This is a genomic window from Pseudomonas lalucatii (assembly GCF_018398425.1).
In the GTDB taxonomy this organism is placed as follows: domain Bacteria; phylum Pseudomonadota; class Gammaproteobacteria; order Pseudomonadales; family Pseudomonadaceae; genus Aquipseudomonas; species Aquipseudomonas lalucatii.
Genome location: NZ_JADPMV010000002.1, coordinates 1,643,716 through 1,669,739 on the forward strand (window position 1 = coordinate 1,643,716; position 26,024 = coordinate 1,669,739).

The 26,024-nt window shown below is 67.4% G+C and carries 25 protein-coding genes; 9 read left to right on the forward strand and 16 right to left on the reverse strand.

Going from position 1 to position 26,024, the window contains the following annotated elements; translation table 11 throughout:
* The first annotated feature begins 137 nt into the window (after nucleotides 1–137).
* A complete protein-coding gene (locus I0D00_RS21170; protein WP_246533317.1) occupies nucleotides 138–875 on the forward strand; it encodes a substrate-binding periplasmic protein in 738 nt (245 codons plus the stop codon).
* Between the two features lie 9 nt (nucleotides 876–884).
* Here the strand turns inward: I0D00_RS21170 and I0D00_RS21175 are convergent, their stop codons facing one another.
* A complete protein-coding gene (locus I0D00_RS21175) occupies nucleotides 885–1,793 on the reverse strand; it encodes an AEC family transporter (RefSeq protein ID WP_213641743.1) in 909 nt (302 codons plus the stop codon).
* Nucleotides 1,794–1,885: 92 nt separating this feature from the next.
* Here I0D00_RS21175 and I0D00_RS21180 point away from each other — a divergent pair, with 92 nt between their 5' ends.
* Entirely contained in the window at nucleotides 1,886–2,290 is a 405-nt protein-coding gene (locus I0D00_RS21180; protein ID WP_213641744.1) for a GFA family protein, read from the forward strand.
* Between the two features lie 15 nt (nucleotides 2,291–2,305).
* On the opposite strand, the gene I0D00_RS21185 is transcribed toward I0D00_RS21180, so the two are convergent.
* From I0D00_RS21185 to I0D00_RS21225, 9 genes are all read right to left on the reverse strand, one after another.
* Nucleotides 2,306–4,258, reverse strand: coding sequence for a DUF7844 domain-containing protein (locus tag I0D00_RS21185; RefSeq protein WP_213641745.1), 1,953 nt, complete (start codon nucleotides 4,256–4,258; stop codon nucleotides 2,306–2,308).
* A complete protein-coding gene (locus I0D00_RS21190; protein WP_213641746.1) occupies nucleotides 4,255–4,575 on the reverse strand; it encodes a DUF2388 domain-containing protein in 321 nt (106 codons plus the stop codon). The genes I0D00_RS21185 and I0D00_RS21190 overlap by 4 nt, the downstream gene beginning before the upstream one ends.
* 97 nt (nucleotides 4,576–4,672) lie before the next feature.
* Entirely contained in the window at nucleotides 4,673–4,990 is a 318-nt protein-coding gene (locus I0D00_RS21195) for a DUF2388 domain-containing protein (protein ID WP_213641747.1), read from the reverse strand.
* Between the two features lie 96 nt (nucleotides 4,991–5,086).
* Complete coding sequence (locus I0D00_RS21200; protein WP_213641748.1) at nucleotides 5,087–5,293, reverse strand: DUF1127 domain-containing protein; 207 nt, start codon at nucleotides 5,291–5,293, stop codon at nucleotides 5,087–5,089.
* A gap of 254 nt (nucleotides 5,294–5,547) precedes the next feature.
* A complete protein-coding gene (locus I0D00_RS21205) occupies nucleotides 5,548–5,763 on the reverse strand; it encodes a DUF1127 domain-containing protein (protein WP_213641749.1) in 216 nt (71 codons plus the stop codon).
* A 402-nt stretch (nucleotides 5,764–6,165) separates the two neighbouring features.
* Nucleotides 6,166–7,602 carry an NAD(P)(+) transhydrogenase (Re/Si-specific) subunit beta gene (locus tag I0D00_RS21210; protein ID WP_213641750.1) on the reverse strand — a complete coding sequence of 479 codons (1,437 nt, stop codon included), beginning with the start codon at nucleotides 7,600–7,602 and terminating at the stop codon, nucleotides 6,166–6,168.
* A gap of 2 nt (nucleotides 7,603–7,604) precedes the next feature.
* Nucleotides 7,605–7,919, reverse strand: coding sequence for an NAD(P) transhydrogenase subunit alpha part 2 (locus tag I0D00_RS21215; RefSeq protein ID WP_213641751.1), 315 nt, complete (start codon nucleotides 7,917–7,919; stop codon nucleotides 7,605–7,607).
* A gap of 14 nt (nucleotides 7,920–7,933) precedes the next feature.
* Nucleotides 7,934–9,055 carry a Re/Si-specific NAD(P)(+) transhydrogenase subunit alpha gene (locus tag I0D00_RS21220; protein ID WP_213641752.1) on the reverse strand — a complete coding sequence of 374 codons (1,122 nt, stop codon included), beginning with the start codon at nucleotides 9,053–9,055 and terminating at the stop codon, nucleotides 7,934–7,936.
* Between the two features lie 556 nt (nucleotides 9,056–9,611).
* Nucleotides 9,612–10,520: a LysR family transcriptional regulator gene (locus I0D00_RS21225; protein ID WP_213641753.1), complete on the reverse strand. Its 909-nt coding sequence runs from the start codon at nucleotides 10,518–10,520 to the stop codon at nucleotides 9,612–9,614.
* Nucleotides 10,521–10,712: 192 nt separating this feature from the next.
* On the opposite strand from I0D00_RS21225, the gene I0D00_RS21230 reads away from it, so the two are divergent.
* Together I0D00_RS21230 and I0D00_RS21235 are read left to right on the forward strand one after the other, a co-directional pair.
* Nucleotides 10,713–11,891: an acyl-CoA dehydrogenase gene (locus tag I0D00_RS21230; RefSeq protein ID WP_213641754.1), complete on the forward strand. Its 1,179-nt coding sequence runs from the start codon at nucleotides 10,713–10,715 to the stop codon at nucleotides 11,889–11,891.
* 117 nt (nucleotides 11,892–12,008) lie between these two features.
* Nucleotides 12,009–13,232: a CaiB/BaiF CoA transferase family protein gene (locus I0D00_RS21235; RefSeq protein WP_213641755.1), complete on the forward strand. Its 1,224-nt coding sequence runs from the start codon at nucleotides 12,009–12,011 to the stop codon at nucleotides 13,230–13,232.
* A 30-nt stretch (nucleotides 13,233–13,262) separates the two neighbouring features.
* Here the strand turns inward: I0D00_RS21235 and hmpA are convergent, their stop codons facing one another.
* Nucleotides 13,263–14,444 (reverse strand): NO-inducible flavohemoprotein, encoded by a 1,182-nt coding sequence (gene hmpA, locus I0D00_RS21240; RefSeq protein WP_213641756.1) that lies wholly within the window; start codon nucleotides 14,442–14,444, stop codon nucleotides 13,263–13,265.
* 194 nt (nucleotides 14,445–14,638) lie between these two features.
* On the opposite strand from hmpA, the gene norR reads away from it, so the two are divergent.
* The 4 genes from norR to arsJ all read left to right on the forward strand — a co-directional run bounded on the left by norR (nucleotide 14,639) and on the right by arsJ (nucleotide 19,019).
* Complete coding sequence (gene norR, locus I0D00_RS21245) at nucleotides 14,639–16,189, forward strand: nitric oxide reductase transcriptional regulator NorR (RefSeq protein ID WP_213641757.1); 1,551 nt, start codon at nucleotides 14,639–14,641, stop codon at nucleotides 16,187–16,189.
* A 106-nt stretch (nucleotides 16,190–16,295) separates the two neighbouring features.
* Nucleotides 16,296–16,652 carry a metalloregulator ArsR/SmtB family transcription factor gene (locus I0D00_RS21250; RefSeq protein WP_213641758.1) on the forward strand — a complete coding sequence of 119 codons (357 nt, stop codon included), beginning with the start codon at nucleotides 16,296–16,298 and terminating at the stop codon, nucleotides 16,650–16,652.
* Nucleotides 16,653–16,681: 29 nt separating this feature from the next.
* Nucleotides 16,682–17,686 carry an ArsJ-associated glyceraldehyde-3-phosphate dehydrogenase gene (locus tag I0D00_RS21255; protein WP_213641759.1) on the forward strand — a complete coding sequence of 335 codons (1,005 nt, stop codon included), beginning with the start codon at nucleotides 16,682–16,684 and terminating at the stop codon, nucleotides 17,684–17,686.
* Between the two features lie 109 nt (nucleotides 17,687–17,795).
* Nucleotides 17,796–19,019: an organoarsenical effux MFS transporter ArsJ gene (gene arsJ, locus I0D00_RS21260; RefSeq protein WP_213641760.1), complete on the forward strand. Its 1,224-nt coding sequence runs from the start codon at nucleotides 17,796–17,798 to the stop codon at nucleotides 19,017–19,019.
* Nucleotides 19,020–19,193: 174 nt separating this feature from the next.
* Here arsJ and I0D00_RS21390 read toward each other — a convergent pair whose 3' ends face one another.
* From I0D00_RS21390 to nanR, 5 genes are all read right to left on the reverse strand, one after another.
* A complete protein-coding gene (locus I0D00_RS21390; RefSeq protein ID WP_215730987.1) occupies nucleotides 19,194–19,310 on the reverse strand; it encodes an OprD family porin in 117 nt (38 codons plus the stop codon).
* Between the two features lie 100 nt (nucleotides 19,311–19,410).
* On the reverse strand, nucleotides 19,411–20,682 hold the full coding sequence (locus I0D00_RS21265; RefSeq protein ID WP_213641761.1) for an OprD family porin: 1,272 nt from the start codon (nucleotides 20,680–20,682) through the stop codon (nucleotides 19,411–19,413).
* A 342-nt stretch (nucleotides 20,683–21,024) separates the two neighbouring features.
* On the reverse strand, nucleotides 21,025–22,362 hold the full coding sequence (locus I0D00_RS21270) for a four-carbon acid sugar kinase family protein (RefSeq protein WP_213641762.1): 1,338 nt from the start codon (nucleotides 22,360–22,362) through the stop codon (nucleotides 21,025–21,027).
* Nucleotides 22,359–23,630 (reverse strand): ribulose-bisphosphate carboxylase large subunit family protein, encoded by a 1,272-nt coding sequence (locus I0D00_RS21275; protein WP_213641763.1) that lies wholly within the window; start codon nucleotides 23,628–23,630, stop codon nucleotides 22,359–22,361. Before I0D00_RS21275 ends, I0D00_RS21270 begins: the two co-directional genes overlap by 4 nt.
* Nucleotides 23,631–24,135: 505 nt before the next feature.
* Complete coding sequence (nanR, locus tag I0D00_RS21280; protein WP_213641764.1) at nucleotides 24,136–24,939, reverse strand: transcriptional regulator NanR; 804 nt, start codon at nucleotides 24,937–24,939, stop codon at nucleotides 24,136–24,138.
* Between the two features lie 178 nt (nucleotides 24,940–25,117).
* Here nanR and I0D00_RS21285 point away from each other — a divergent pair, with 178 nt between their 5' ends.
* Nucleotides 25,118–25,945, forward strand: coding sequence for a phosphogluconate dehydrogenase C-terminal domain-containing protein (locus I0D00_RS21285; RefSeq protein ID WP_213641765.1), 828 nt, complete (start codon nucleotides 25,118–25,120; stop codon nucleotides 25,943–25,945).
* The last annotated feature ends 79 nt before the right edge of the window (nucleotides 25,946–26,024 follow it).

The window sequence follows — 26,024 nt, forward strand, 5'->3', positions numbered from 1 at the left end:
GCCCGGGCGCCAGGGGTTACGCCCGGGGCCCGGGTAGATACACTGAGCCTGGGCAGTCGCTGCACGGACGCCCGTTCACCGATCGAGCCAAGGGAGGCAGGCGGTTGCTAGCAGCGAGCAGAGTCGGTTGGCTGGTCTTGTTCCTGTGCCTCGCTGCACGGGCCGAGGGGGATGACCTGCGCCTGGTGAGCGGCGACGGCTATGCCCCCTTCACCAGCCAGGAGCTGCCGGGCGGCGGCCTGCTCGCGCAGGTGGTCACGCAGGCCCTGCGCCAGGCGCAGGTCTCCAGCAGTCTCGACTGGTTGCCCTGGAGCCGTGGCCTGCGGATGACCCAGCAGGGCAAGTACGACGCCACCTTCCCCTACGTCCGCACCGAGGTGCTGGCCGAACAGTTCCTGTTTTCCGAGCCGCTGCTGGTGGTCAGGCAGCATCTGTTCAGCCTGGCCGGCAGCGTCTACGAGGTCGACGACCTGCAGTCGCTGAGCGGCAGTCGCTTGTGCTATCCCCTCGGCTGGCAGCTGCCCGTGGCGGTTCAGGCGATGGTCGAGCAAGGCCGGCTGGTGCGTCATGCGCCCAAGGGGTTGAACGAGTGTGCCCGGCTGCTGCTGCTCGGGCGCGACGATGTCTTCATCGCCAATGGCCCCATAGGCGCCGCGGCGCTCGCGGCCACCGGCCAGCCCGTCAGCCGCTTTCGCCGCTCGCAGAGCGCTTTTGGCGAGACCAGCCTGCATGTCATCGTTTCGCGGGGGCATCCGCGCGCCGCGCAGCTGCTGCAGACCGTCGACCAGAGCCTGCGGCGGTTTCGCGGCAGCGACCGCCACCGGCGCCTGCTCGGGGCCTACCTCGAGGCCCGCGACCGCCAGGCCCAGCGCTGAGGCCGCGGCTCAGATCGCCAGCAGGGTCAACAGCAGCGGCAGGCTGGCCGCCGCCAATAGGGTCTGCAGGGTGATCAGCCCGGCCATCAGCTGGCTGTCGCCGCCCAGCTGGCGGGTCAGCACATAGGCGGTCGGCGCCGTCGGCAGGGCGAAGAACAGCACCAGCACCGTGCTCTCCATCGCCGGCAGCTGCAGACCGCGGGCCATGGCCCAGGCCAGCAGGGGCATGGCCAGCAGGCGCAGCAGGCTGTTGCCGGCCAGGGCCGGGAGTTCGCCGCCGAGCTGCTCGGGTTTGAGCGCCGCGCCGACGCAGAGCAGGCCCAGCGGCAGGCTGGCGGCGGCCAGCAGGCTCAGCAGTCGCCCGCTGCCGCCCGGCAGGCCGAGGCCGCCGAGGTTGACCAGGGCGCCGCCGAGGCAGGCGAGGATCAGCGGGTTCTTGAGGATCGGCAGCAGCAGGCTGCGGGTGCTGATGCCGCGCTCGGCGGTCAGCGACCAGACCGACAGCACGTTCACCGTCGGCACCATCAGCGCCAGCATCAGCGCCGCCAGGGTCAGGCCCTCCTGGCCGAACAGGCTGGCCACCGCGGCCAGGCCCAGGTAGGTGTTGAAGCGCAGCGCGCCCTGGGTGAAGGCGCCGAAGCGCGCCGCGCGCCAGCCACGCAGGCGGCGCAGCAGCAGCAGGGCCAGCCAGGCCAGGCCCAGGCCGAGCATGACCGCCAGGGCCAGCCGCGGCAGCGCCGGGTTGTCCAGGGGCGCGGTGGCCAGGCTGCTGAACAGCAGGGCGGGGAACAGGATGAAATAGTTCAGGCGTTCGGCGCCGGGCCAGAAGGCCTCGTTGGGGAACTCCAGGCGGCGCAGGTAGTAGCCGGCGACGATCAAGGCGAACAATGGCCACAGGGCCAGCAGCAACTCCAGCACGACATTCCCCGTCCGTGATAAACGGCCATATTGGCCAGCCGCCCGGCGCGGCGCAAGGGCCGCGCCGGGCCAGACCAGAGGAGCAGCAGGCAATGAGTGAAATCCACTGCGGCGGCTGCCAGTGCGGCGCCCTGCGCTACCGGTTCGAGGCGCCGTTGCGCGACGTCGCCCACTGCCACTGTTCGATGTGCCGGCGCTGCAGTGGCGGTATCGTCACCACCTGGGTCACGGTGCCGCTGGCCAGTTTCCAGTGGCTGGCCGGTACGCCCAGGGAGTACGCCTCCTCCGCCGGCTGTACCCGCCGCTTCTGCGGCAACTGCGGCGCCCAGCTGTGCCTGTTCACCACCCTCAGCCCCGGGACCCTGGACGTGACGGTCGCCACCCTCGATCACCCCGAGCGGGCCCCGGCCGACCGCCATATCTGGGTGCAGAACCGCCTGCCCTGGCTGCACCTGGACGAGCACCTGCCGCAGGAGCGGCAGGAGTCGCTGCCCTGAGCGCGGTGGCGTGGCTCAGGGCAGTTGCAGGCCGCCGCCGGCCCGGTGCAAGGCGCGCAGCTGTTCGCGCAGCGCCGCCAGGTTGCTCTCGCCGGCCTGCAGTTCGGTCAGCAGCGCCGGCTCCAGCAGCTGGCGCACCTCGCGGTCGAGGTCGTCGCTGAGGCGGCGCAGCTGCACCTGGCGCGCCTGGCTCGCGGCCTCCAGGCGGCGGCGCTCGTCGGCTTGCGGCAGGCCGTAGCCGCTGTCGAGCAGCTCCGCCGGACGGCTGAGGAAGCCGCTGCCGGCGAGAATCTGCCGCAGGGCCTCGCCGGCCTTCTCCAGGCTCGCGTCGCCGGCGTTCGGCGCGCCGAGGTAGCGGCGCTTGAGCTGGTCCTGGGCCAGCAGCAGCTGGCGGCGCAGCGCCGCCTGTTCCAGCAGCAGCAGGGCGGCGCTGGCGCGCAGCTCGGCCCGGGGGAACCAGGTGCGGCGCTCGGCGGCCGGCAGCGCCAGCCAGTCCTCGACCCGTCGCTGCTCGATTGGCAGCAGGTCCTGCAGCACGGCGAACATCGCCTGATAGCGCTCGCGGAAGGAGTCGAAGCGGTAGCCCAGGCGCAGCGCCTCGCGGGGATCGTCGAGCACCCCGGGGTCGGCCAGGTCGCGGGCCACCAGGCCGTCGAGCAGGCCGTTGGGCAGGATGCTGTCGAAGGCCTGTAGCTGCGGCGACGGGATGCCGCTGCGCAGCAGCTTGAGGGTCTCCACCGCGCAGTTGTTGGAGATGAAGTAGTAGTCGCCGTCGTAGCTCCAGTGCTGCTCGGCGGCGCGGGTCACCAGCGCCTCGACCTGCTCGCGCTCGAGCTTGAGCGGCACCGAGGCCAGGCTGCGCAGCTCGACCTTGGTGTACTCCTCGATCACCTGGGCCAGGGGCAGGATGAACAGCCGCGACGGATAGGCGCCGGTCAGGCCGTCCCAGCTGGACAGCTGCAGGTCGCCGACGAAGGCGCGGTAGGACAGCACCAGGTGCTGGTCGAGGTCCAGGCGGCAGTCCGGGCCGCGCGGCCGGCCGGGGGCGCAGAGCACCAGGCGCAGCATGCTGTGGCCCCAGCGGCTGGCCCAGTTCTGGTTGGCCTCGGCGAGCAGGTAGTCGACCTGGTAGACCCGCTCGGGGTCGAGGCTGGCCAGGGGCTGGCGGGCGAAGTCGGCGCCGGCGTTGAGGTAGGCGTAGTCCTCGCTGCAGGCTCGCGGGTGCGGCGGCGTCCAGGCGAAGTGGGTGCGGAAATAGCGCGCCAGCGAGGGGCGGCGGCAGGCGTAGCCGGGGTCGAGGAGGAAGTATTCCAGGTTCACCGCGACGAACTCGCGCGGGTTGCTCAGCTCGTAGACGTCCGGGCTGCGCGCCAGCTGGGCGTTGTCCCGTTCGCGCTGGCCGCGCCTGCCGACCCGCTGCGGCCAGCCGGCCAGGTCGAGCAGGTAGGGATCGTCGCTCAGGGTGAAGCGGCGGGCCTCCTGGCCGCGGCAGGCGGCAGGCAGGCCGACCGGCCCGAGGCTGGCGGCCAGGCGGCGGCAGCGCTGCAGCCGACGTCTTTCGCTCGCCGGCCAGAGCCGCGCGCGGTCGTACAGGTGGGTGAGCTCGTGCACCAGGGTGGCCAGCAGCTCGCGGCGCTGGCTGCCGTGGGGGCGGCCGGTCTGCTGACGGGCGGCGCTGCCGTCGCTCAGGGCGGGCAGCAGGGCGGCGTTCAGCTCGATGCCGCTGAAGCGTCCGGCGCGGCCGTAGACCGCCGCCGGCATAGTCTGCCAGCGCACCGTCACGGGGCGGTCCAGGCGCTCGCGCAGGCGCGGCGGCAAGGCGTCGAGGGCCTCGTCCAGCAGTTCCGAGCTGGCCCGGCGCTGCTGGCGGTCGAGCTCGTCGCCGTCCAGCACCAGGCGCAATGCGGCCTCGCTGCCGGCGCTGGCGAGCAGCGCCGCGGCCAGTAGCCAGGTGCGCGCCAGGTTCACAGGGCGAGTATGGCTGCGGCCAGCTCCAGGTCGGAGGCGGACCGGGTGTCGGGGGCCTGGCGGCGGATGGCGTGCAGCGCCGCCTCCAGATGGGCGCCGCGGATGCTGCCGCCGCTGGCGACGAAGCTGGCGGCGTCGTCGCGGGCCTCGACCACCACCTTCAGGTCGCGGATCGAGGTGGTGGTGTCCGAGGTGAAGTCGAGGCTGCGCTCCAGTGCCCGGACGACGATGTTGCTGGTGGCGACCAGGGTCTGCGCCTGGGCGCTGGCGACGGACAGGGCGATGCAGGCAAGGGCGGCGAACAGCGGGCGGGGCATGGACGAACTCCGGGACGGCGGGCGATGGCGCATTGGACGAACGGGCGCGCCGGCGGTTCCGCTGCGCCGAGCGGCAGCGGGTCCGGGCGGTGCGCGGTCAACGGCTGAGAATCGCCCTGGCCAGCTGCAGGTCGTCGGCCTGCAGGTCCGGCTGCTGCCGGCGGATGTGCAGCAGCGCCGCCTCCAGGTGGGCGCCGCGGATGGCGCCCAGGCTGGCGACGAAGCTCGCGGCATCGTCGCGGGCGGCCAGCACCACCTTGTCGTCGCGCAGCGAGGAGGTGGCATCGGAACTGGCCTCCGCGGTGCCGGCCAGGGAGTTGCCGATGGCATCGGTGGTGCCGACGAAGCTGGTGGCCATGGCGCTGCCGCCGGTCAACAGCAGCGCGGTCAGGGTGAACAGGCGGACGGGGTACATGGTGGGGCTCCGGAGAAGAGGCGCCAGGCGCGGCGATTGAAGGGTTTCACTCACCGTTAGCCTAGCTCAGCCGCGGCCCCGCAGCCTAGCGCGCGCTCAGCGCCAGAAGGGCTTCTGCAGTTCGCGCTGGCGCTCGGCGGGGCCGATGCCGCTGTCCGCCAGCTGGCGTGCGTCGAGGGCGGCCAGTTGGCGGCGGGTGCGGGCATTGCGCAGCCACAGGGCCAGGGTGGCCTGCAGTCGGCCGAGCGGCCGGGTGTGGCTGGGCTGAAGGGGCAATGTGCTGGTGTCGAGGGTGCGCTCCATGACGGTCGACCTTCCCGCGCGGGACGGGTGTGGGGTATGGGACACCATGTTCACGCCCCCTGTGAACAGTTGGCAGCTACAGCGAGGTTAAATTGTATTGGTGCAGTTTGTGGATATCTATAACTGTTCTGCTGTTAGAGCGGATAACTGTTCCGCAGTCGTGCGGATGGCCCGCCACGAACGACAAGCCCCGCCGACGCGGGGCGTGGGCGGGGCTTGTCTGCGAAGCGGGCCGGCGTCTGGCGCCGCGGCGCTTAGCGCCAGAACGGCTTGTTCAGCTCGGCGTGGCGCTGGCTCTCGCTGATGCCGGCGTCGGCCAGCAGGCGGGCATCCAGGCGCGCCAGCTGGCGGCGGCTGACGATGCGGCGCTGCCACAGCAGCAGGGTGGCGGCCATGCGCAGCGGCAGGCTGGCGGAAACGGTGGAGGCGCTGGGTTCGAAAAACAGGTCGGAACTGAGGGTGCGTTCCATGGTGACATCCTTCCGCTTGTGGCGGGTCTAGAGAGTGTTTTGCCTGGTGCCTATATTCCGCTTCCGCCAAGGGATTCAGTAGTCACAGCTGCTGTTAATTACCGGCCTATTAGATAGTTTGCTTTGTAACTGCTAGGCCGTTTTTTTACTCAGCTGTACCTGCCAAAAGTTGGCAGTCGTGAATTTCTGCTTTCTGCAGTGAATTAACCTGCCTAATAAACGTCTTGCAGTGATTTGCTACCGGTACAGTTGCAAATTGACTGCCAAGTGTCATTGACCCAAGGTTCAGAAAATTTTCGGGACTGCCGCGGTTTCCCCGCCGATCTGTATCGCCAGGGCTGGCCCTGCGCGCACAAAAAAGCCCGGCACGGGGCCGGGCTTCTTCGGGAGCGGCGCGGGCGGTCAGTCGACTGCCTTGACCATGTCCTCGATCACCTTCTTGGCGTCGCCGAACACCATCATGGTCTTGTCCAGGTAGAACAGTTCGTTGTCCAGGCCGGCGTAGCCGCTGGCCATCGAGCGCTTGTTGACGATCACGGTCTTGGCCTTGTAGGCCTCGAGGATCGGCATGCCGGCGATCGGCGACTTAGGATCGTTCTTCGCCGCCGGGTTGACCACGTCGTTGGCGCCGAGCACCAGCACCACGTCGGCCTGGCCGAACTCGGAGTTGATGTCCTCCATCTCGAACACCTGCTCGTACGGCACCTCGGCCTCGGCCAGCAGCACGTTCATGTGCCCGGGCATACGGCCGGCCACCGGGTGGATGGCGTATTTCACGTTGACCCCGCGGTGGCTCAGCTTCTCCGCCAGCTCCATCAGCGCGTGCTGGGCGCGGGCCACCGCCAGGCCGTAGCCGGGCACGATGATCACGCTGTCGGCGTTGGTCAGCAGGAAGGCCGCGTCGTCGCTGGAGCCGGACTTCACCGGGCGCTGCTCGCCGCTGCCCGCCGCCGGACCGGCATCCGTCGCGCCGCCGAAGCCGCCGAGGATGACGTTGAAGAACGAACGGTTCATCGCCTTGCACATGATGTAGGAGAGGATGGCACCGGAGGAGCCGACCAGGGAGCCGGCGATGATCAGCATCGAGTTGTTCAGCGAGAAGCCGATACCGGCCGCCGCCCAGCCCGAGTAGCTGTTGAGCATCGACACCACCACCGGCATGTCGGCGCCACCGATCGGGATGATGATCAGCACGCCGATGACGAAGGCCAGGGCCACCAGGATGGCGAACGAGGTGATGTCGCCGGTGAAGGTGTACACCAGGCCGAGGCCGATGATCGCCAGGCCGACCGCCAGGTTGAGCATGTGCTGGCCGGCGAACTGTACCGGTGCGCCCTGGAACAGGCGGAACTTGTACTTGCCCGACAGCTTGCCGAAGGCGATCACCGAACCGGAGAAGGTGATGGCGCCGATGGCCGCGCCGAGGAACAGCTCCAGGCGGTTGCCGGACGGAATCGCCTCGCCCAGGGATGCAACGATGCCCAGGGACTGCGGCTCGACCACCGCGGCGATGGCGATGAACACCGCGGCCAGACCGATCATGCTGTGCATGAAGGCGACCAGCTCGGGCATCTTGGTCATCTCGACGCGCTTGGCCATGACGGTGCCGACGCTGCCGCCGACCAGCAGGCCGACGATCACGTAGCCGATGCCGGCGGTGGCCATCTCGGCCCCCAGCTTGTAGATCAGGCCGACGGTGGTGACGATGGCGATGGCCATGCCGATCATGCCGAACAGGTTGCCGCGCCGCGAGCTGGTCGGGTGCGACAGGCCCTTGAGCGCCTGGATAAAGCAGATCGAGGCGACGAGGTAGAGAACAGTGATCAGGTTCATGCTCATGGTCAGTGCTTCTCCGCAGCCGCTTTCGGCGCTTTCTTCTTGAACATTTCCAGCATGCGTCGGGTGACCAGGAAGCCACCGAACACGTTGACCGCGGCCAGGGCCACGGCCAGGGTGCCCATGGTCTTGCCCAGCGGGGTGACGGTCAGGGCGGCGGCCAGCATGGCGCCGACGATGACGATCGCCGAGATGGCGTTGGTCACCGCCATCAGCGGGGTGTGCAGGGCCGGGGTGACGTTCCACACCACGTGGTAGCCGACGTAGATCGCCAGGGCGAAGATGATCAGGTTGTAGATGCCATCGGAAATCATATCCATGTGCGCGTCTCCCCTTAGCCGTTGGTGCGCACGACCTGGCCGTCGCGGCACATCAGGCACGCGGCGACGATGTCGTCTTCGAGGTTGAGGTGGAACTGGCCGTCCTTGTCGATGACCAGCTTGAGGAAGTCCAGCAGGTTGCGCGCATACAGCGCCGAGGCATCGGCCGGCACCATGGCGGCCAGGTTGCTGTGGCCGACGATGGTCACGCCGTGCTTGATCACCACCTGCTCGGCGACGGTCAGCGGGCAGTTGCCGCCCTGGGCCGCGGCCAGGTCGATGACCACCGAGCCGGGCTTCATCTGCTCGACGGTTTCTTCCTTGAGCAGCACCGGGGCTTTGCGGCCGGGGATCAGCGCGGTGGTGATGACGATGTCGGCCTGCTTGGCGCGCTCGTGCACCGCCTTGGCCTGGCGCTCCATCCACGACTGCGGCATCGGCCGCGCGTAGCCGCCGACGCCCTGGGCGCACTCGCGCTCCTCGTCGGTCTCGAAGGGCACGTCGACGAACTTGGCGCCGAGGGACTCGATCTGTTCCTTCACCGCCGGGCGCACGTCCGAGGCCTCGATCACCGCACCCAGGCGCTTGGCCGTGGCGATGGCCTGCAGCCCGGCGACGCCGGCGCCGAGGATCAGCACGCGGGCGGCCTTCACGGTACCGGCGGCAGTCATCAGCATCGGCATGAAGCGCGGGTAGTGGTTGGCGGCGAGCATCACCGCCTTGTAGCCGGCGATGTTGGCTTGCGACGACAGCACGTCGAGGCTCTGCGCGCGGGAGGTGCGCGGCGCCGCTTCCAGGGCGAAGGCGGTGATGCCGCGGGCGTTCATGCGGGCGATGGTTTCGTTGCTGAACGGATTGAGCATGCCGACCAGCACCGCGCCGGTCTTCATGTGCGTCAGCTCGGCCTCGCTCGGCGCCACCACCTTGAGCACCAGGTCGGCGCCGAGGGCGGCGGCGTCGCTGCCGATGGAGGCGCCCACCGCGGCGTAGGCGCTGTCCGGAATGCTGGCGCTGACCCCCGCGCCGCTCTGTACGGTTACCTGATGGCCTTGGCCGATCAGCTTCTTGATGGTCTCCGGCGTCGCGGCTACCCGCGTCTCGCCGGCCTGGGTTTCGAGAGGAACACCGATGTGCACTTCTTTTCTCCTGCGTGATCTTTTTAGTGAACCGGCGCACTACGGATGGCACGCGGGCAATGGGGAGGATCAGCACAAACCCACCCTAGCAGATGCATCCGCTAGGGCAGGGCGCGGCATTTTGCAGGCGAAGCGCGGGGGCTTCAAGGCGTTCTGGAGTAAAACCTGGCGATAACTACAGGTCACGCTTTGACTTCACGTCCGGCTTTTCCTGGCAAGGCCCATGGCGCCGCCGCCTGCGGATCGATTAACGGGTTCTCCGGTGGATATCGGTATCCTCGACATGAATCACTGTTCATCACTCGCCCGGGCGTCCCGTCCATACCCGGTCCGCCCCGCGGATTGCTTGGGCTGGACGCGCATATCGCCACGACTACGAGGGCGCGCCAAGAGTAACCCACGCAGGGCGGCTGTAGCCCTGGATATACCTGACTACGGGGTCAGAACTGCTGCAGGACGGAGCCTAGCGCCCCCGCGGGCACGGCGATGGCGCTAATGGAAAAAAGGATGTCGCCGAACACCCTGCGAGCTACATGCCGATAGCGGCTGCAGGGCCCTATTGCAGGCCATTGGCCGCGGCATAATGCCGCGCCTCGGTCGCCAGCCAGTCGCGAAAACGCTGCAGCGCGGCGGACTCCAGCTTGCGCTCGGGAATCACCAGGTAATAGGCCTTGTCGCTGTGGCAGGCATGCTCCAGGGCCAGCACCAGGCGACCCTCGGCCAGTTCGCGCTGGATCAGGAAAGGCGGGATCAGCGCCACGCCCATCTCGTGCATGGCCGCCTGGGCGAGCATGGAGAACAGCTCGTAGCGCGGCCCGCCGAGGTCCCGTGGCACGCTCAACCCCTGCGAGGCGAACCACTGGCGCCAGGCATAGGGGCGGGTGGTCTGCTGCAGCAGCGGCAGCTCGGCGATGCGCTCGGCGCTCGGCTGGCTCTGGCCGGCGAGCAGTGCCGGGCTGCACACCGGCATGGCGTTCTCGCGCATCAGCAGCTGCGTGGCGGTGCCCGACCAGTCGCCGTCGCCGAAGTAGATGGCCGCGTCGAAGTCGGTGTCGGCGAACAGGAAGGGCCGGGTGCGGTTGGTCAGGTTGACCGTGACCTCGGGGTGCAGGCGCTGGAAGTCCTTCAGCCGTGGCAGCAGCCACTGGGTGCCGAAGGTCGGCACCACCGCCAGTTCGATGCTCATGGCGCCCTGCTGGCCCATCACCGCCAGGGTGTCGCGTTCCACCGCATCGAGCTGCGCGGCCACCCGGCGGGCATAGGACAGCCCGGCCTCGGTCAGCTTGACGCCGCGGCGCGAGCGGCGGAACAGCGCGACGTTGAGGAACTCCTCGAGGCCGGCGACCTGGCGGCAGATGGCGCTCTGGGTCAGCGCCAGCTCCTCGGCGGCCTTGGTGAAGCTCTGGTGGCGGGCGGCCGACTCGAAGGCGACCAGGGCGGCGGTGCTGGGGATCTTGCGGCGCATCTGTGCGGCACCCTCACTTGATTTCGCGGTTTGTCCGGAGAATTTATTTTACGGAGTGAGGATATCGCACAATTGGGTGCGAATTACTCGGTTGTCCGCCGCGCCCAGGCGGCCTAGGATCTGGCCATACCCGTGTGGGTCGGGCGCCGTCGCCTGCCCCGCCCTTCACCGACTCGACTCGAGGTGTTCCCCATGGCCAAGGCAAGCTTCAACTGGATCGACCCGCTGCTGCTCGACCAGCAACTGAGCGAAGAGGAGCGCATGGTGCGCGACAGCGCCCAGCAGTTCGCCGCCGACAAGCTGGCGCCACGGGTGCTGGAGGCCTTCCGCCACGAGCAGACCGATCCGGCGATCTTCCGCGAGATGGGCGAGACCGGCCTGCTCGGCGCCACCATCCCCGAGGCCTACGGCGGCAGCGGCCTGAACTACGTGAGCTACGGCCTGATCGCCCGCGAGGTGGAGCGGGTCGACTCCGGCTATCGCTCGATGATGAGCGTGCAGTCGTCGCTGGTGATGGTGCCGATCTTCGAGTTCGGCAACGAGGCGACCAAGCAGAAGTACCTGCCCAAGCTGGCCAGCGGCGAGCTGATCGGCTGCTTCGGCCTGACCGAGCCGAACCACGGCTCCGACCCGGGCGCCATGGTCTGCCGGGCGAAGAAGGTCGAGGGCGGCTACCGCCTGAGCGGCAGCAAGATGTGGATCACCAACAGTCCGATCGCCGACGTCTTCGTGGTCTGGGCCAAGGACGACGCCGGCGAGATCCGCGGCTTCGTGCTGGAGAAGGGCTGGGCCGGCCTGTCCGCGCCGACCATTCACGGCAAGGTCGGCCTGCGCGCCTCGATCACCGGCGAGATCGTCATGGACAACGTGTTCTGCCCGGAGGAGAACGCCTTCCCCGAGGTGCGCGGCCTCAAGGGCCCCTTTACCTGCCTGAACTCGGCCCGCTACGGCATCAGCTGGGGCGCCCTGGGCGCCGCCGAGTTCTGCTGGCACACCGCCCGCCAGTATTGCCTGGACCGCCAGCAGTTCGGCCGCCCGCTGGCCGCCAACCAGCTGATCCAAAAGAAGCTGGCCGACATGCAGACCGAGATCACCCTGGCCCTGCAGGGCTGCCTGCGCCTGGGAAGGATGAAGGACGAGGGCAGCGCCGCGGTGGAGATCACCTCGATCATGAAGCGCAACAGCTGCGGCAAGGCCCTGGACATCGCCCGCCTGGCCCGCGACATGCTCGGCGGCAACGGCATCAGCGACGAGTTCGGCGTGGCCCGCCACCTGGTCAACCTGGAGGTGGTCAACACCTACGAGGGCACCCACGACGTCCATGCGCTGATCCTCGGCCGCGCCCAGACCGGCATCCAGGCGTTCTTCTGAGAGCCGTAGGATGGGTTGAGCGCAGCGATACCCATCAGATCGCCCGATGGGCTACGCCGCCTGGCGGCCAACCCATCCTGCGTCACACCGTTTCCAGCTCTTCGCGAGGTCTGTCCCATGCCCGGCGCCCTGTCCCATATCCGTGTCCTCGACCTGTCCCGCGTGCTCGCCGGGCCCTGGGCCGGGCAGATCCTCGCCGACCTCGGCGCCGAGGTGGTCAAGGTCGAGCGCCCCGGCAGCGGTGACGACACCCGCCACTGGGGCCCGCCCTACCTCAAGGACGCCGAGGGCGAGAACACCGGCGAGGCGGCCTATTACCTCGCGGCCAACCGCAACAAGCAGTCGCTGACCCTGGACTTCACCCAGGCCGAGGGCCAGCGCATCGTTCGCGAGCTGGCGAGCAAGGCCGACATCCTCATCGAGAACTTCAAGGTCGGCGGCCTGGCCGCCTACGGCCTCGACTACCCCAGCCTCAAGGTGCTCAACCCGCGGCTGATCTACTGCTCGATCACCGGCTTCGGCCAGCATGGACCCTATGCCAAGCGGGCCGGCTACGACTTCATGATCCAGGGCCTGGGCGGGTTGATGAGCCTGACCGGCCGCCCCGAGGGCGAGGAGGGCGCCGGGCCGGTCAAGGTCGGCGTGGCCCTGACCGACATCCTCACCGGGCTGTACTCCACCGCGGCCATGCTCGCCGCCCTGGCCAGCCGCGAGCAGAGCGGCCGCGGCCAGCACATCGACATGGCCCTGCTCGACGTGCAGGTGGCCTGCCTGGCCAACCAGGCGATGAACTACCTGACCACCGGCACGCCGCCCCGGCGCCTGGGCAATGCCCACCCGAACATCGTGCCCTACCAGGACTTCCCCACCGCCGACGGCGACTTCATCCTCACCGTCGGCAACGACGGCCAGTTCCGCAAGTTTTGCGAGGTCGCCGGCCTTCCGGCTTTGGCCGGCGACCCGCGTTTTTCCACCAACAAGGCCCGCGTCGCCCACCGCGCCGAGCTGATCCCGCTGATCCGCCAGGCCACGGTGTTCAAGAGCACCGCCGAGTGGATCGCCCAGCTGGAAGCGGCCGGGGTGCCCTGCGGGCCGATCAACGACCTGGCCCAGGTGTTCGCCGATCCCCAGGTGCAGGCCCGCGGCCTGCGCGTCGAGCTGCCCCACCCGCTGGCCGGCAGCGTGCCCCAGGTGGCCAGCCCGATCCGCCTGTCGGAGACGCCGGTGCAGTACCGCAACGCGCCGCCGCTGCTCGGCGAGCACAGCGAGCAGGTGCTGCGCCAGTGGCTGGGCCTGGACGCCGAGCAGGTCGCCGCCCTGCGCCAGGCCGGGGTGGTCTGAACGGTCCTCCCGGGTCCAGGACCCGCCGGGTCAGGCCTCCAGCGCGCTGGCCGGGCCGAAGAACTCGTAGTGGCTCTGGCCCGGCGGCACGCCCAGCTCGCCCAGGTGGCGCTTGACCATCGCCATGAACGGCGTGGGTCCGAGGAAGTAGGCGTCCAGGTCGCGTTCGGCCGGCAGCCACTGGTCCAGCTGCTCGCGGCTGAGCAGGCCCTGGGCGTCCGCCGCATCGCCGGCGCGCGGCTCGCTGTAGCACACGTAGTGTTTGAGCTGCGGGTGCTCGATGGCCTGGCCGGCGACCCAGTCGCGGAAGGCATGCACCCCGCCGTGTCGGGCGCAGTGGATGAAGTGGATCGGCCGGCCGCTGCCGCGGGCCGCCTCGAGCATGCTCAGCGCCGGGGTGATGCCGACGCCGGCGCTGATCAGCACCAGCGGCTTGCTCGACGGCCGCAGCACGAAATCGCCGGCCGGGGCGAACAGCTCCAGGCGCTCGCCGACCTGCAACTGGTCGTGCAGGTAGTTGGACACCCGCCCGCCGGCTTCACGCTTGACGCTGATGCGGTACTCGCGGCCGTTGCCCAGGGCCGACAGCGAGTAGTTGCGGCGCAGCTCCTCGCCGCCTTGCAGCAGGCGCAGGCCGATGTACTGGCCCGGCTGGAAGTCCAGCAGCGCGCCGCCGTCCTCGGGGGCCAGGTACAGCGAGACGATCTCCTCGCTCTCCACCACCCTGCGCGCCAGGCGGAAGCCACGGGCGCCGCGCCAGCCGCCGGGGGCCTCGGCATTGGCGGCGTAGGCCTGCTCCTCGGCGCCGATCAGCAGGTCGGCCAGCTGGCCGTAGGCGGCGGCCCAGGCATCGATCACCGCGTCGGTGGCGATCTCCGCGCCGAGCACCTCGCGGATCGCCCGCAGCAGGCAGCTGCCGACGATCGGGTAGTGCTCGGGGAGGATCTGCAGCGACACGTGCTTGTTGACGATCTGCCCGACCAGCGGGCCGAGGGCCTCGAGCCGGTCGATATGCCGGGCGTACATCAGCACCGCGTTGGCCAGGGCCCGCTGCTGCTGGCCGCTGGCCTGGTGGGCCTGGTTGAACAACGCGCGCACCTCGGGGTACTCGGCGAACATCAGCCGGTAGAAGTGTCGGGTCAGGGCCTCGCCGCCGCTTTCCAGCAGCGGTACCGTGGCTTTGATCAGGGTGCGGTGGTCGGCGGTGAGCATCGGTGGCTTTCCTCTGGCTTGGGGCGGCGCCTGGCGCGGTGGGCCGGGACGTGCGCTGCGTGATAACGTGGTTGCACCCTGGCTATCGCAGGACTCGTGCCAGATTTAATTTCCTTATATTTCAGTTAGTTAAATATTTAGCTGTCTTTATGACAGCTAGTCGTGACGAGTCTCAATGACTCGAAGTGGTCCTTATGACAGCAAATGCCCTGCTCACCGCGTTGATCCCGCTGGTCGCCGACCTGTCCCGCGAACTGCCCGAGGCCGAGCGCTACCGGCGCCTGCTCGAGGCCCTGCGCCAGCTGTTGCCCTGCGACGCGGTGGCCCTGCTCCGGCTCGACGGCGAGGTGCTGGTGCCGCTGGCGGTCGAGGGCCTCAGCGCCGACACCCTCGGTCGGCGCTTCAAACTGGCCGAGCATCCGCGCCTCAAAGCCCTGCTGGAACGCCGCGGGCCGACCCGTTTCGCCGCCGACTGCGGCCTGCCCGACCCCTACGACGGCCTGGTGGAAGGCCACCGCGGGCACCTGGAAGTGCACGATTGCCTGGGTTGTCCGCTGTACCTGCAGGATCGCCCTTGGGGCCTGCTGACCCTCGATGCCCTGGACCCGGCGCGTTTCGGCAGCGCCGACCTGGACAGCCTGGAGGCCTTTGCCAGCCTGGCCGCGGCCACGGTGATGGCCAGCGAGCGGATCAACGGCCTGCTGCGCCGGGTCGAGGACGAACACCGCCTGGCCGAGGTCTACAAGCGGGCGGCCGACCAGCATCAGGCGCGCGAGCTGATCGGCCAGAGCGCCGCGCACAAGCGGCTGCTGCAGGAGATCGCCCTGGTCGGCGACAGCGAGCTGACGGTGCTGATCGGCGGCGAAACCGGCGCCGGCAAGGAACTGGTGGCCGAGGCCATCCACGCCGCCTCGCCGCGGGCGCAACGGCCGCTGATCAGCCTCAACTGCGCCGCCCTGCCCGATACCCTGGTGGAGAGCGAGCTGTTCGGTCACGTGCGCGGCGCCTTCTCCGGGGCGCTCAGCGAGCGCAGCGGCAAGTTCGAGCTGGCCGACGGCGGCAGCCTGTTCCTCGACGAGGTCGGCGAACTGCCCCTGGCGGCGCAGGCCAAGCTGCTGCGCGTGCTGCAGAGCGGCCAGCTGCAGCGGGTCGGCTCGGACCGCGAGCACCGGGTCAATGTGCGGGTGCTGGCGGCGAGCAACCGCGACCTGGCCGAGGAGGTGCGCGCCGGGCGCTTTCGCGCCGACCTCTACCATCGTCTGAGCGTCTACCCGCTGCGGGTGCCGGCGCTGCGCGAGCGTGGCCGCGACGTGCTGCTGCTGGCCGGCTATTTCCTCGAGGAGAACCGCGCGCGCCTGGGGTTGCGCAGCCTGCGCCTGAGCGGCGACGCGCAGAAGGCCCTGCTGGGCCACGACTGGCCGGGCAATGTGCGCGAACTGGAGCACCTGATCGGCCGCGCCGCGCTCAAGGCCCTGTCGGCCTGCGCCGAGCGCCCGCGCATCCTCAGCATCGATGCCGCGGCGCTGGACCTGCCCGGCCACCAGGACCCGGCGGAAACGGCCGCGCCGCCGCCGGCGCAGGTCCCCGCCGGCCTGCCGCTGCGCGCCGCCGTGGATGCCTACCAGAAGCAGCTGGTCGGCGCGGCCCTGGCGCGTCACGCGCACAGCTGGGCCGAGGCCGCCCGCGAACTGGGGGTGGATCGTGCCAACCTGCTGCGCCTGGCCAGGCGCCTGGGCCTGAGATAGCCGGGCTGCGGCTGCCCGACTTTACTTCATATGCGCTTGGCCATATATTCGTTTGCCCATATATGGCGGCGTGCCTCATGCGCGTCGCCCAGCCTGCGAGCTCGCCATGGACGATCAACTGACACCCACCGCCCTGTTCAAATGCCTGGCCGACGACACCCGGGCGCGCCTGATGCTGCTGATCGCCGGCGAGCGGGAGCTGTGCGTGTGCGAGCTGACCTGCGCCCTGGGCGAGAGCCAGCCGAAGGTCTCGCGGCACCTGGCGCAGCTGCGCAGCGCCGGCCTGCTGGCCGACCGGCGCCAGGGCCAATGGGTCTATTACCGCCTGCACCCGGCCCTGGCCGACTGGGTGCTGGCGCTGCTGCACACCACCCTGGCGGCCAACCGGCCCTGGCTCAGCGCCGCCGAGCGGCGCCTCGCCGCCATGGGCGAGCGCCCGCAGCGCCTGGCCGTCTGCTGCTGACCCCCAGCCTTTCCATTCGGGAGTACGACATGAGCATCAAAGTAGGTATCAACGGCTTCGGCCGCATCGGTCGCCTGGCCCTGCGCGCGGCCTGGGACTGGCCGGAGCTGGAGTTCGTGCAGATCAACGATCCGGCCGGCGACGCGGCGACCCACGCCCACCTGCTGAACTTCGATTCGGTGCACGGCCGCTGGCAGCACGAGGCGAGCAGCGACGGCGACTGCCTGCTGATCGCTGGCAAGCGCATCCCGGTGACCGCCAACAAGGCCATCGCCGACAGCGACTGGTCGGGCTGCGACCTGGTGATCGAGGCCAGCGGCAAGATGAAGACCGTCGCGGTGCTTCAGGCCTACCTGGACCAGGGGGTGAAGCGCGTGGTGGTCAGCGCCCCGGTCAAGGAGGCCGGCGCGCTGAACGTGGTCATGGGAGTCAACCAGGACCTGTTCGACCCGGCCGTGCACCGCATCGTCACCGCCGCCTCCTGCACCACCAACTGCCTGGCCCCGGTGGTCAAGGTGATCCACGAGCACCTGGGCATCCGCCACGGCTCGATCACCACCATCCACGACCTGACCAACACCCAGAGCATCCTCGACCAGCCGCACAAGGACCTGCGCCGCGCCCGCGCCTGCGGCATGAGCCTGATCCCCACCAGCACCGGCTCGGCCACCGCCATCGCCGAGATCTTCCCGGAGCTGCGCGGCAAGCTCAACGGCCACGCGGTGCGCGTGCCCCTGGCCAACGCCTCGCTGACCGACTGCGTGTTCGAGGTCGAGCGCGCCACCACGGTGGAGGAGGTCAACGCCCTGCTCAAGGCCGCCGCCGCCGGCCCGCTCAAGGGCATCCTCGGCTATGAGGAACGGCCGCTGGTGTCCATCGACTACCGCACCGACCCGCGTTCCTCGATCATCGACGCGCCATCGACCCTGGTGATCGGTGGCACCCAGGTCAAGCTCTACGCCTGGTACGACAACGAATGGGGCTACGCCAACCGCACCGCCGAGCTGGCGCGCCTGGTCGGCCTGGCCGGCTGACAGAGCCCCCGGCGCCAGCGCAGCGACGCCCATCGCCCGGTCACAGGTTCGTAGGATGGGTCGAGCGCAGCGACACCCATCGAAATTGCCCCTGCACAGGACTCCTTGGATGCACGCCTTGTCCCGCCTGGCCCCCGAGGTCCGCCAGTACCTGCTGGTGACCGGCAACTACTGGGCCTTCACCCTCACCGACGGCGCCCTGCGCATGCTGGTGGTGCTGCATTTCCACGGCCTGGGTTACTCGCCGCTGCAGATCGCCGCGCTGTTCCTCGGCTACGAGCTGTTCGGCGTGGTCACCAACCTGCTCGGCGGCTACCTCGGCGCGCGCCTCGGGCTGAACCGCACCATGCATATCGGCCTGGCCCTGCAGGTGCTCGCCCTGCTGATGTTGACGGTGCCCACGGCCTGGCTCGGCATGGCCTGGGTGATGGCGGCCCAGGCCCTGTCCGGAATCGCCAAGGACCTCAACAAGATGAGCGCCAAGAGCTCGATCAAGTTGCTGGTGGCCGATGGCGGGCAGGGCCGGCTGTATCACTGGGTGGCGCTGCTCACCGGCTCGAAGAACGCCCTCAAGGGCGTCGGCTTCTTCCTCGGCGGTGCGCTGCTGGCGCTGCTCGGCTTTCGCGGCGCGCTGCTGCTGATGGCCGCGCTGCTGGCGCTGATCTGGCTGGGCAGCGTGCTCCACCTCGGCCGCGACCTGGGCAGGGCCAAGGCCAAGCCGAAGTTTCGCGAGCTGCTGTCCAAGAGCCGGGCGATCAACAGCCTCTCGGCGGCCCGGCTGTTCCTCTTCGGCGCCCGCGACGTGTGGTTCGTGGTGGCGTTGCCGGTGTACCTGGCCACGGTCTTCGGCTGGGACTTCTGGCAGGTGGGCGGCTTTCTCGCCCTGTGGGTCATCGGCTACGGCGGGGTCCAGTCCCTGGCGCCGGCCATCACCGGCAAGCGCCGCGGGCAGGTTCCGGACGGGCGCGCCGCCTGCGCCTGGGCCCTGGCCCTGGCCGCGCTGCCGGCCGCCATCGCCCTGGGCCTGAACAGCGGCCTGCCGGCCCAGGTGGTGCTGCTGGGGGGGCTGCTGCTGTTCGGCGTGCTGTTCGCGGTGAACTCCTCGCTGCACAGTTACCTGATCGTGTCCTACGCGCGGGAGGATGGGGTGTCGCTGGACGTCGGCTTCTACTACATGTCCAACGCCCTCGGCCGCCTGCTCGGCACCCTGCTCTCCGGCTGGGTCTACCAGGCCCATGGCCTGGCGGCCTGCCTGTGGATCTCCAGCGCCTGCGTGCTGCTGGCGGCGCTGATCTCCCTGGCCCTGCCGCGGCACGCGGCGGACGGCAGCTAGGTGCACGGCCGAGGTGCTGCTCAGAACGACAAAAGGCCCAGGTTTTCACCTGGGCCTTTTGCTTGAGATGGCGCATCCAGCGGGATTCGAACCCACGACCTGAGAGGCGCCTTTTTTGCTGGTCTTCTAGCTTCGCGCTAACTGAGTGGATCACTCTACTGGGTCAGTTTTCGGTCAGCGGCAACAGAACAGGTCGTTGGCCAGGCTGCTGCCGCTGGTCCCGGCCACCGCCAGCCAGCCGTTGTCGCCACTAACCTGCTGCAGGCCGAGATGCAGGGTGTGCGGCAACACTCCATCGACCAGTGCACCGCCTCGTCCAAAACTTCAGATCCTGAAAAGAGGCCCGTCACGAGGGCGGGCCGAAGCACATGGAGCAAGGGGTAGCGATTCCTCAGAGTAGCGACAGTGGGTAGTTGAAGATCAGGCGATTCTCGTCGAACTCGTTGCTACTGAAGTCGCGGCGCACGCTGGAGTTTCGCCACTTCATCGACAGGTTCTTGAAGGTGCCGCTCTGGATCACGTAGGCCAGCTCGGTATCGCGGATCCACTCCTTACCATCATCGATGGCGCCGACGTGCACGTTGTCGCCGCTGATGTAGCGGTTCATCAGGGTCAGACCGGGAATGCCGAAGGCTGCGAAGTTGTAGTCGTAACGCACCTGCCAGGAACGCTCCTGGGCGTTGTCGAAGCTGGCGTTGAAGCTGTCGTTGCCCAGGCTGCCGCCGCTGGTGCCATTGACCCGCATCCAGCCGGTGTCGCCGCCGACCTTCTGCAGACCGAGGTAGAAGCTGTGGCCGCCGGTCTTGGCGGAGAACAGGCCGGAGTAGACCTTGTTGTCCAGGTCACCGGCCAGCGCGCTGCCGTCGTCCTCGCCCTGGAAGTAACCGAGGTTGGCGCCCAGGGTCCAGGCGCCGACCGGCTGGCTGTGCACCAGGTTGAGGTACTGCTGGTCGTAGATGTCCTGCAGTTCGGCATGCCACAAGCCGACCAAGGTGCGCTCCTGGTTGAACCTGTACTCGGCGCCGGCGAAGTTGAATCGGTCGGAGAAGAACTTGCCCAAACCGATGTCTTCCATGCTGGCATCGTTGCGCAGGCTGCTGCCGCGGAACTGGCCGGCGTAGAGGCTTAGGCCGGCAAGCTCGTTGGACGTGAGCTGGGCGCCCTCGAACGTCTGCGGCAACGATCGGCCGTCATCGGCACGCAGGATCGGCAGCACCGGTTGCCATTCGCCAACCTTCAGCTCGGTCTTCGACAGCCTGGTCTTGGCGGCCACCGCCAGGCGCCCGTAGTCGTCGGCCGGGCGGCCATCGTCATGCACCGGCAGCAGGCCGGTGTTGCGCGTGCCGCGGCCACCGTCCAGCTTGAACGCGCTCATGCCCAGCAGGTCGGCGCCGAAGCCGAGCGTACCTTGGGTAAAACCGGAACGGGCATCGAGGATGAAGCTCTGGGTCCATTCCTCGGCCTTGGCCTGGCTGTTGGCCGGGTCGACGAAGTTGCGGTTGATGTAGAAGTTGCGCAGACCCAGGTTGACCTTGGCGTCTTCGACGAAGCCCTGCTCGGCGGCCAGGGTCGGTACGGCGCCGGCGGCCAGGGCCAGGCCGAGGGCGAGCCGCAGCGGGGTCAGTCGGGGCAAAGCGGGCACGGCGGTTACGGGGAATGTCATTGTTATGGGTCTCCCAAGTTTTCTAGACAAGGCCGTCCCCCTTCGGGCCGAACGGCCCAGTGGCGCAGAGCATCGGAAAGGGGTCAGGCAACGGCTGCGGCCAGACACGGCCGCACTTCGCGCCGCCGCCGGGGCGGGGCGCAAAAAACGGTTCGCAGGTAAGGGGTCGCGGCCCCGGGCTAGTGTCCTGAATAAGAAGTTGGCTGTTTAATCTTGGCGGCGTCTTTAGCCGCTGGGCCGCGTTTCCGCTCCTCGCCACGGCTCTGCCATGACTCGTCGCGGCGCCTAGCCCGGCAACAACATCCACTCGCCAGTTCTTGAGCGAATGTCCAGCTCAGGACACTAGCGAATGCCATCCCTGATACTGCTGAAATAGGCATCCGTGCCAATCTGGCCGCCCTTCAGAGCAATCTGCAGGCCGTCGAACGCGGGGTTTTCGCTGTAGGCCGTGCAGAGCGGGGAACCCGGTGATTCGGTCAACGGCAGGCGCGCGGTCAGGGCGAAGATGCCCAACTGCTGCAACGCATGACTGGAGGTATCACCCCCGGCGATAACCGCGCGCTGCAGCTGCTCCTGCTCAATCAGCTGCTTGAGAATCTTGCCGAGAAACTCGCCGATCCGATGGCGGAAGGCTTCGCTCATCTCCTCCTTCGCCACCAGGTTGGAGTCCGGCCCCTTGGCGGTGTAGAGCACCACGCTCAAGCCATTGCGAAGCGCCGCCAGCCCCTGCTCCACCGCCTCTTGCAGCGCGGACTCGCGCTCCCCATCGAGCACCAGCCGACGCGGATCCAGTGCGATGGTCGCGAAGCCATTCTTCTCGGCGCAGGCGATCTGGCGAGCGGTCACCTGTGAGCAGCTGCCGGAGACCACGGCAATCCGGTCTACCGCGCCGGGCGAGGTGAAGTCGGACTGGCCCGGGATCACCCCTTGCTCAGCCCAGGCTTTCACCAGTGCATATTCGACACCGGAAGACCCGACGACAAACTGGCCACCCGCCTTGCGTGTCCGGCACAGCTGGCGCCCGACCTCGCGCTGGATCGTGACATCGGGCACGTCATAGAGCAGCACCTCGTCCGGACCAGCCATCAGCCGATCGATGCAGGCGTCCACATCGGCGCTCCCGAGCGCCACCAGGTCGGCCAGGGCAATCTGCTTGTCGGTCTGCTTGCCCAAATGAACACGCAGGTCGCTGTCGGCCATCGGCGTGACCGGATGGCGACTCATGACCGGGTGGCGATCCAGGCGGTAAGTCGTCCCGTTCACCGTAGCGAACAGGTGGCCGAACGCGGTATAGCGCTTGAGCTGCGGTGCGCCGACCACGACCGGGGTGAGCGGTTGGTCGAATAACCGATGGCCAATATCCAGCGCCTTGCCAATGCTGCCAACCTGCGGCGCGCTGTCAAAGGTCGAACAAACCTTGTAGTGGCAGAAATCCGCGTTCAGGCTCTTGAGCCAGGTAAAGGCCGTCGGCAGGTGCTGCTCCATCCATTGCGGTGACTCGCTCCGGCTAGTGCCTGCCAGGCCGATGGCCCGGCACTCCGCAAAACGGGCCCGCTGCTCGGGGCTCGGCGGCTTGAGGAAGAGCACGGTCGGCACGCCGTGCAGGGTCAAAGATTCCATGACATCGGTTGAGCCGGTCAGGTCGTCGCCATAGTAGGACAGCAGCAAGTCGGTACTCATGAGCGGAACGCCTTGATTGCGTCGGCCAGCGCCGGGTGTTCCTTGGCATAGGTTTCCAGCGCGATGCCCTGCACCGTTGCATCCCACGCCTGGCGCAGGCTGCTTACACCGCCCTGGATGCCGCCGGGGTGAGCCATGATGCCGCCGCCACAACAATAAATCAGGTCGGTATTGCCCAACGCCGCATAGGTGTCGGCTACCTGCTCGGCACTCTGGGCAGAGGAAAACACCGGCATGATGGTGCAGCCGTTGTGCGGCGCGTCGAACATCGGCGTCTGGCAAGTTTTCGCCGAGACGATTACCGAGTCATCGGCCTCGCTGAACTTGTTGCGCAAGCCGTTGACATGCAGATGGTCCACTCCGGCCAGGCGCCAGAGTTTCTGGTAGGCCACGTAGCTGAAACCAATGAACGGCGAGCGACTGTACAAGCCCCAACCAGCGCGATGACCGTGGATCGGCACCGCACTGTACTGACGCAGCTTGGCCAGACCTGGCAAGCCAACGCTGTTGAGCGTGGCCATGACACAGGTGCCGCCGGCTGAGACTACATAGTCATGGTGGCGCTGCATTTCATCGATTTCGTCGGTGATATTGAAGGCGTACATGACTTTCTTGCCGGTACGCTCGGCGTGCTCGTTGATAACCTGCATCACCGCATCGACCCGTGCCGTCAGCGGGTTGTGCGGGCCGTTGGCCTGCAGTTCGTCATCCTTGATGAAGTCGATACCGCCTGCGACCAAATCCTTGACCATGGCCGCAGTGGCCGCCGGGGAAAGTCCAACGCTGGGTTTGATGATGGTGCCGATCAACGGCCCTTGATTCACGCCTGCCAACACACGCGTGCCGCCGATACCGAAGGCTGGGCCCCGATAGGCCTGGGCAAACTCGCTGGTGAGCTGGATATCGAGCAGTTTGAGGCCGGAGAACTCTTTCAACTCGAACAGGTTACCGGCCACGGTCGCCAACAGATTGGGCAATGAAGGCCCCATGTTCGCAATGGGCCAAGACAACTCGACCCGGGCCCGGCGATACACCGGTTTGCTGCCGAACGAGGCCGGAAGCGGCCGCATTGGCAGCGAGGGCTCGAGCGTTGAGTCCAGCTCGACAATGCTTTCCACCCGGGCGCAATGGGCGAGACGCAGCTCGTCCGTTTCGGCGGCGAGTCGGGTGAATGTCCCTGAGGATTGCTCCCCAGCCATGACCTCTGCTGCAACCTGAATCGGATAAGGCGTCTCGATCCAATAGGTTGCACGAATACGTTCTGCCATCTCACCCACCTCCAGTTCTAATTGGAATATGACCTCAGCGGCGTGGGTCGCTGCTGCGGCGCTGGCTTTTACAGGCCCATCGGAAATCGCTTAGAGCTCAAGCTGGTATCGATATTATGTCGTCATACCAGATATGGCAACGGCTTTTATCGGGCGACGGAACTGGCCGTGGGCTTTGCCTCGAACGGTCTCGGTGGGCGTGCCTGGCAGCACAGAATTCGTGTGTCCATGCCGCCAGCTCGGTGGTCGACCAACCTTGGCCCGCTCGGCGAATGACAATAGAAGGGGGAATGCCGTGCGCAGTCGCGCGCGGGGGGATCCGATAAACCGGAAGCGGAGTCGACTGAACGTCGATAGGGAGCGAACCGGCCGGGGGCTCCGGTGTGCAGGCGAGTTACTGGTCGATACGGAGCGCCCGCCAGTTCTGCCTGTCGACGCTGAGGCGCGGCGCCGCCAGCGAACTGCGCATCAATGCCGTCAGAAACTTGCAGTTGGCGCCAGTGCGCTATGTGACGTTGGTGTAGATATCATCGGCTCGGCTGAGGTGGATCTTCATAGCCTGTTCGGCGGCGTCCGGGTCGCCCGCAGCAATTGCCTGCAGAATATTCCGGTGTTCATCGAGCGTTACCTGCTCGTTGCCTTCCCAGTGCAGCAGCTTCGAATGAAAGCGAGCCAGCCAGCTCAGCATCGCCCGGCTGGTGGCTTCGAAGATCGGATTGCCGGTTACCACCGCAATCCCGGTGTGAAACTCCATATCGGCGTCGACAAAGCCTTGGCAATCGCGATTGAGCTTGCTGGCTTGCACCTCCAGCAGCGCCTCCAAGCGTTTGACGTCCTCCGGGCCTGCTAATTCGGCGGCGCGCCTCACCACTCCCAATTCAAAAAATGCGCGAGCCTCTTTGAGCTGTTCCAGTGCCGAAGGAGACTGCTGCAGCATGTGCCGAGCGGTGAAGTCGATCTGCGAAACCAGCCCGGCCGCCGTCAGCTTCAGCACTTTTGGCCGCTGCCCATGAGAGATCGATACCAGCCCTGTGCGCTCCAGCGACTGCATGGCCTCGCGGATGGCGGGGCGGCCAACCCCCAGCTCATCCATAAGTTCGCGCTCAGACGGCAAGGTATCGCCGGGGCCGTACTCGCCCAAGCGGATCTTTTCATACAGTCGGTCAAAGACATCGTCAGACAATTTTCGTCTAACAATCTTGTTTGAAAGCCTCATTTGTGCGGCCTCTTGATGGTTATCAGCGCGTTGGCCGTGGGGGTTGCGCTGGAATGCGCCTTCTGCGGCGGGGCAGCTTACCAGCGAATTCATACCGGCTACATAGCATCACTGCAAATTAGATGTTGACATGATGATCTAGATATTATGTCATCATACCAGTCGCGGCAAACATATCCGTGTTGAGCGTCCAGACCGATCCCCGCAAACGGCTGCCGAAAGTCCGCATTTCCGGGGGGAGGTTTTCTACTAACAAGATGAGGTGATGAGGATGACGACGATAGCCCTGATTGGTGCGGGTGGAAAAATGGGCTTCAGGCTCGCTAGCAACCTGAAAGGTTCTGAGTTTGAAGTGCGGCACGTGGAAGTCAGTGAGGCCGGGCGCGCTCGCCTGCAGTCCGAGCTAGGCATCACCTGCGTGGATGCGGCTGACGCGGTGCCGGGTGCGGACGCTGTGATCCTGGCAGTCCCGGACAATCTGGTCGGCAAAATTTCGGCCAGCCTGAGCCCGATGATGGCAAGCGGCACCATGGTCATTACCCTGGATGCTGCCGCCCCCTTCGCAGGTCATCTGCCAGACCGCAGTGATCTAACCTACTTCGTAACCCACCCGTGCCATCCACCCATCTTCAACGATGAAACCACGATGGAAGCCAAGACCGACTACTTCGGCGGCAGCAAAGCCAAGCAGCACATTGTCAGCGCGTTGATGCAGGGACCAGATGAAAGCTTCGACCTGGGCGAGCGCATCGGTCGCACCATCTACGCTCCTGTGGTGCGCTCGCACCGCTGCACTGTCGACCAGATGGCGCTGCTCGAGCCCGGCCTCTCCGAAACGATCTGCGCCACCTTGTTGGTCATCATGCGCGAGGCGATGGATGAAGTAGTCAACCGTGGTGTTCCCCACGAATGCGCGCGCGACTTCCTCCTGGGTCACATGAACATTCTAGCTGCAGTGATCTTCGACGAGCAGCCGGGTGTGTTCTCGGACGCTTGCAACAAGGCGATTGAGAACGCCCGTGGTCAGCTCATGAAGGATGATTGGAAGCGCGTTTTCGAGCGCGAAGAGATTGCTGAGAGCATTCGCCGCATCACCTGATGCGAGTTCAGCGTGGTGGTCCCAGGTCTACGGAGCCGAGACCACCAGCCGGTTAAGAATGCAAAACAACCTGTGTATA

Excerpts from the sequence above, each read along its gene's own strand:
- I0D00_RS21180 (WP_213641744.1), top strand. The coding sequence starts at position 1,886 with ATGAGTGAAATCCACTGCGGCGGCTGCCAGTGCGGCGCCCTGCGCTAC.
- I0D00_RS21190 (WP_213641746.1), bottom strand. The coding sequence starts at position 4,575 with ATGCCCCGCCCGCTGTTCGCCGCCCTTGCCTGCATCGCCCTGTCCGTC.
- I0D00_RS21195 (WP_213641747.1), bottom strand. The coding sequence starts at position 4,990 with ATGTACCCCGTCCGCCTGTTCACCCTGACCGCGCTGCTGTTGACCGGC.
- I0D00_RS21200 (WP_213641748.1), bottom strand. The coding sequence starts at position 5,293 with ATGGAGCGCACCCTCGACACCAGCACATTGCCCCTTCAGCCCAGCCAC.
- I0D00_RS21205 (WP_213641749.1), bottom strand. The coding sequence starts at position 5,763 with ATGGAACGCACCCTCAGTTCCGACCTGTTTTTCGAACCCAGCGCCTCC.
- I0D00_RS21210 (WP_213641750.1), bottom strand. The coding sequence starts at position 7,602 with ATGAGCATGAACCTGATCACTGTTCTCTACCTCGTCGCCTCGATCTGC.
- I0D00_RS21215 (WP_213641751.1), bottom strand. The coding sequence starts at position 7,919 with ATGGATATGATTTCCGATGGCATCTACAACCTGATCATCTTCGCCCTG.
- I0D00_RS21225 (WP_213641753.1), bottom strand. The coding sequence starts at position 10,520 with ATGCGCCGCAAGATCCCCAGCACCGCCGCCCTGGTCGCCTTCGAGTCG.
- I0D00_RS21230 (WP_213641754.1), top strand. The coding sequence starts at position 10,713 with ATGGCCAAGGCAAGCTTCAACTGGATCGACCCGCTGCTGCTCGACCAG.
- I0D00_RS21235 (WP_213641755.1), top strand. The coding sequence starts at position 12,009 with ATGCCCGGCGCCCTGTCCCATATCCGTGTCCTCGACCTGTCCCGCGTG.
- hmpA (WP_213641756.1), bottom strand. The coding sequence starts at position 14,444 with ATGCTCACCGCCGACCACCGCACCCTGATCAAAGCCACGGTACCGCTG.
- norR (WP_213641757.1), top strand. The coding sequence starts at position 14,639 with ATGACAGCAAATGCCCTGCTCACCGCGTTGATCCCGCTGGTCGCCGAC.
- I0D00_RS21250 (WP_213641758.1), top strand. The coding sequence starts at position 16,296 with ATGGACGATCAACTGACACCCACCGCCCTGTTCAAATGCCTGGCCGAC.
- I0D00_RS21255 (WP_213641759.1), top strand. The coding sequence starts at position 16,682 with ATGAGCATCAAAGTAGGTATCAACGGCTTCGGCCGCATCGGTCGCCTG.
- arsJ (WP_213641760.1), top strand. The coding sequence starts at position 17,796 with ATGCACGCCTTGTCCCGCCTGGCCCCCGAGGTCCGCCAGTACCTGCTG.
- I0D00_RS21265 (WP_213641761.1), bottom strand. The coding sequence starts at position 20,682 with ATGACATTCCCCGTAACCGCCGTGCCCGCTTTGCCCCGACTGACCCCG.
- I0D00_RS21270 (WP_213641762.1), bottom strand. The coding sequence starts at position 22,362 with ATGAGTACCGACTTGCTGCTGTCCTACTATGGCGACGACCTGACCGGC.
- I0D00_RS21275 (WP_213641763.1), bottom strand. The coding sequence starts at position 23,630 with ATGGCAGAACGTATTCGTGCAACCTATTGGATCGAGACGCCTTATCCG.
- nanR (WP_213641764.1), bottom strand. The coding sequence starts at position 24,939 with ATGAATTCGCTGGTAAGCTGCCCCGCCGCAGAAGGCGCATTCCAGCGC.
- I0D00_RS21285 (WP_213641765.1), top strand. The coding sequence starts at position 25,118 with ATGACGACGATAGCCCTGATTGGTGCGGGTGGAAAAATGGGCTTCAGG.